2 protein-coding genes and 2 pseudogenes are annotated in these 4,634 nt (G+C 36.5%); 3 read left to right on the top strand and 1 reads right to left on the bottom strand.

All coding sequences use genetic code 11. From position 1 onward, the window contains the following. Both AAHB12_RS30930 and xylE read left to right on the top strand, forming a co-directional pair. Window positions 1–160 (top strand): annotated as a pseudogene (locus tag AAHB12_RS30930) (xylose isomerase); the annotation flags it as partial. Between the two features lie 872 nt (window positions 161–1,032). Beyond that, window positions 1,033–2,430 carry a D-xylose transporter XylE gene (xylE, locus tag AAHB12_RS30925; protein WP_342048906.1) on the top strand — a complete coding sequence of 466 codons (1,398 nt, stop codon included), beginning with the start codon at window positions 1,033–1,035 and terminating at the stop codon, window positions 2,428–2,430. Window positions 2,431–2,524: 94 nt separating this feature from the next. On the opposite strand, the gene AAHB12_RS30920 is transcribed toward xylE, so the two are convergent. Then, complete coding sequence (locus AAHB12_RS30920; RefSeq protein ID WP_342048905.1) at window positions 2,525–3,700, bottom strand: ROK family transcriptional regulator; 1,176 nt, start codon at window positions 3,698–3,700, stop codon at window positions 2,525–2,527. Window positions 3,701–3,959: 259 nt separating this feature from the next. Here AAHB12_RS30920 and AAHB12_RS30915 point away from each other — a divergent pair. Continuing rightward, window positions 3,960–4,634 (top strand): annotated as a pseudogene (locus AAHB12_RS30915) (xylose isomerase); the annotation flags it as partial.

The following is a 4,634-nucleotide window of genomic DNA, read 5'->3' as shown; positions in this document are numbered from 1 at the left end:
AGTCGGCTTAGAGATTGTGGAAGGCAGAGCGGATTTCCACAAGCTGGAGCAATATGCATTAAGCCTTGGAGAAATCAAGAACAAATCCGGTCGTCAGGAACGATTAAAAGCAGTGGTAAATCAATACTTATTGGAAACATTATCGACTGTAACTGTATAACAGAAACAGACACTCAAATAAATAAAAAAGGGGCTGGAATGGTATTTTATACCGGCGCCTTTTCATTCCCCAGTATCATCGCTAGATAGAGAGGTGATACTGGGAAAGTTTTGTGAAGTACGCAAAATGATCAGTATAATTAGGAGTTTAATTTTAAACACGTAGGCTATTTGAAAAAAGAAATAATCTTATCAGCTTTCATTTCCATTACTTTTTTCAAATTCCTATATATAAACGAGTTTTGAAATCGATTCCCACGTTTCTTGGATAGAGTCTCAACAAATAGGATATTTTCATATGGGATAAGGAAAAAGATTAGTTTTATCTAGTAGATAAACTAATCTGATGTTGTTATCCTCCATATGAGAACGATTTCAAAGCTTGTTAACAAACGTAGTAAATCTATATGAACTAAATATTAAAAGTAATGAAATTCGTTGGAGGTGGATACTCTAAATGTTTAGATGTGGAAAACCACCAAGTCTTGATCTATTTTCCTGCTTGATTCAATCCTTTACTTTTAAAAGGGACTAAGAACTGATTAGAGTAATTATTTGAGTTATATTTTTTCTGTAAGTAATTTAAAAATTCAAAATAGAAGGGAGTATACAGACAGATTTTAGAATAGTCCACCAAAAAGAAACAGGTTATTTAAAACCATCTTTAACCGTGTCAATAATAAGCTATTTTGAAAACGCTATAATGATTAGAGTAAGATGGAAAGCGTTATCAGTGTTTAATTATATGACGAAATGTAAAAGATAATTAATAAGACAATGCTGCATAGATAGAAAATGATCAATTGCAAGCCAGCTGTTGAATTTTATAAATTAGTGTTCTTTTTGGTTATTAAAATCTGTTTGTAATAAACTATGAAACAAAAACGAAACTCACTCTATATATTTTCAATTACGTTAGTAGCTGCTATTGGCGGTTTGCTCTTTGGTTATGATACAGCTGTAATATCTGGTGCCGAAGCATCAATACGAGCATATTTTATCGATAGCTTAGGGTTAGGGTCATTAGCGCATGGGGCAACAATTTCAAGTGCATTAATAGGTTGTATCATTGGCGGATTCTTATCTGGTTATTTCGCATCAAAATTTGGTCGTAAAAATTCACTTATGATAGCAGCTATACTATTCATTGTATCAGCTCTAGGGGCTTCTTATCCTGAGTTTTTATTTTTCACAAAAGGAGAACCGACGATCTCTTTGCTACTTGCCTTTAATGTGTACCGAATCATAGGTGGAATTGGTGTTGGTTTGGCATCTGCAATTTGTCCAATGTATATAGGAGAAATTGCTCCTGCTGATATTCGTGGTCGGTTGGTTTCGTTCAATCAATTTATGATCATTTTTGGTATGTTGGTTGTTTACTTTGTTAATTGGGGCATTGCTAATGGACAGACATTGGAATGGATAAACGATGTGGGTTGGAGATATATGTTTGCTTCGGGAGCTATTCCGGCTTTATTATTCGGCATCCTTTTACTTTTCGTGCCAGAAACACCTCGATACTTAGTAATACAAAATCAAGATGATAAAGCTCTAGCAATTCTCACTAAAATTAATAATAGTCCTTCAGAGGCGAAATCAATTTTGAGTGAAATTAAACAAACGATAAATATGAATGTTTCTTCCGAAAAACTATTTGCTTACGGGAAATTAGTGATTGTTGTTGGAGTACTTCTCTCTGTATTCCAACAGTTTGTTGGTATCAATGTTGCTTTATATTATGCGCCACATATTTTTGAAAGTATGGGAGCTGCAAAAGATGCTTCCATGTTACAGGCAATTGTTATGGGATTAGTCAATGTTATCTTTACGGTTGTTGCCATCGTGACTGTAGATAGATGGGGACGTAAACCTTTGTTAATAACAGGTTCTGTCGGTATGGCTATTGGTATGTTTGGTGTAGCAGGATTGGCCTTTTCAAATATTATTGGGATTAGTACTTTAATATTTATTATTATATATACAGCCTCATTCATGATGTCATGGGGACCAATCTGTTGGGTATTGATCTCTGAAATCTTCCCTAATAAAATTCGTGGACAAGCTGTGGCTATTGCCGTAGCTGCACAATGGGCTGCTAACTATTTAATTTCATCTACGTATCCAATGATGATGGAGTATAGCGGTGGCTTAACCTATGGTTTCTATGGTCTAATGAGCGTACTGTCAGCTGTATTTGTTTGGAAGCTTGTCCCTGAGACGAAAGGGAAGACCTTAGAGGAAATGGAGACAGCTTGGGGCAAATCAGCATAATATACTGTAAAATATAGGGATAAATAAAGACTGCCGCTGAATTTCACGGCAGTCTTTATGTGTTAGTATTGTTATTAACCCAAAAATAAACTCATTATTGCATTTGCAGTTTTGACTTAAGAAATGCTTCAGTTGAAAAAGCTGCAACTCCCAAGGCGGAAGAGGGCAGGGATAAATTTGAGAAACTCACTTTAATATCCGTGTGATGAAAGGATAATGTAAATTTGTCTATCACATTCCGAACTTGAGGCTCAATCCATTGCCTTGCTGCTGCAAGGCGATTTCCAATGATAATTTGCTGCGGATTAAAGGCATGGATAATATTAATAATCCCCAAGCCAAGATTTTGGCCAACCTCCTTTAGTAGTTGAATGGCTGCTTGCTCCCCATTTTGTGCCAGTAATAGTATTTCGCCTAAATTGACATCATTCATTATTCCCAAGTTCATTTCATTTGCTTTTGACAACAAGGATTGTTCAGATGCATACAGCTCCCAGCAGCCCTTATTTCCGCATCGGCACTGCATTCCATTTTTGTCAATTGTCATATGCCCGAACTCGCCTGAGTAACCATTAATTCCCTTATATAATTCACCGTTAATAATAATGCCTGTTCCGATCCCAATCCCTGCACTTACATAAATGAGATCATCAAAGGGCTGTCCGAGTCCAAACTTTTTCTCGCCGTAAGCACCGGCATTTGCTTCGTTTTCGACAATAACAGGTATATTGAATGTTGTTTCAAGTGCTGCTGTTAGCGAAACGTTTTTCCATCCAAGATTGGGAGCAAGCAAAATATCTCCTTCCTTATTCAAAATTCCCGGTGCACCAATTCCGATTCCGACGATTCCATAGGGAGAGAGGGGAGCAGCATCGATTAAAAAGGAAATAACATTTTTCACACGATTAAGAGTATCGTCAAAGGATATATTTGTATACTTTTCATTTTTGGTAGTCACAATGTTTCCGTGAAGATCGGTTAAGACTCCAAGAATATAGTTGACACCCAGGTCGAGTCCAATGGAATAGCCGGCAGCTTGATTAAACAATAACATGACCGGGCGTCTGCCCCCGCTGGATTCGCCTGGGCCAGACTCATAAATTAACTGTTCCTCCAGCAACTCTGCTACTAATGATGAAACTGTTCCTTTGTTTAAACCGGATGTTTGCGCGATATCAGCACGTGAAATAGGAGCATTGTTCATAATGAGATTCAATACAATTGACTTATTTTCTTTTTTTACTAACTGTTGATTCCAGATCATTTGCATGATGATTTCTGTTCCCTTCTTTATACAGTAGCTGTACAGCCACTATAACGATTTTATTTTTCTAAATTGATTCTATATAATCATTATAAACTTTGTTCATCCAATAGACAAACAAAGTTTTTGGTGATATAATCAATTCATAAGTTGTAAAGCTGAAGGAAATTTGAAATATAGTTGTTTCATTTTTAGTGTACTGTAAGCGATAACAACAAAAAATCGTGAATTTGTAACATGAAAACAAAAGAGGAGGAAATTTCAAATGACTTATTTCCAAAATATTAACCAAATCCAGTTTGAAGGTCCAACATCAAAAAATCCACTTTCATTTAAATATTACAATCCAGAAGAGAAAATTAATGGTAAAACAATGGAGGAAATTCTGCGCTTTTCTGTTGCGTATTGGCACACATTCGCTGCTGATGGAACAGATCCATTCGGTGCAGGAACGATGATTCGTCCTTGGGATCATTATAAGGGCTTAGATTTAGCAAAAGCGCGTGTAGAAGCGGCATTTGAATTGTTTGAAAAACTGAATGTGCCTTTCTTCTGTTTCCATGATTCTGATATCGCGCCTGAAGGAAATACATTAAAGGAAACATATGATGCTCTTGATCCAATCGTTGCGATGATTAAGGATTACATGAAAACAAGCAAAACGAAATTGCTTTGGAATACAGTGAATGCGTTTACGCACCCACGATACGTTCATGGCGCAGCAACTTCCAATAATGCAGATGTGTTTGCTTATGCTGCTGCGAAAGTGAAAAAGGGTCTTGAAATCGGAAAAGAGCTTGGGGCAGAAAACTATGTATTCTGGGGCGGCCGTGAAGGTTATGAAACATTATTAAATACAGATATGAAACTTGAACAGGATAATTTAGCACGTTTCTTCCATATGGCTGTTGATTATGCGAAGGAAATTGGTTTTGATGGT

Source organism: Bacillus sp. OTU530, assembly GCF_038440375.1.
The sequence above is the reverse complement of the archived record's forward strand: the minus strand, read 5'-3'. Positions and strand labels throughout refer to the sequence as shown.

Coding starts and splice junctions, on each gene's coding strand:
- xylE (WP_342048906.1), top strand. CDS start 1,033: ATGAAACAAAAACGAAACTCACTCTATATATTTTCAATTACGTTAGTA.
- AAHB12_RS30920 (WP_342048905.1), bottom strand. CDS start 3,700: ATGCAAATGATCTGGAATCAACAGTTAGTAAAAAAAGAAAATAAGTCA.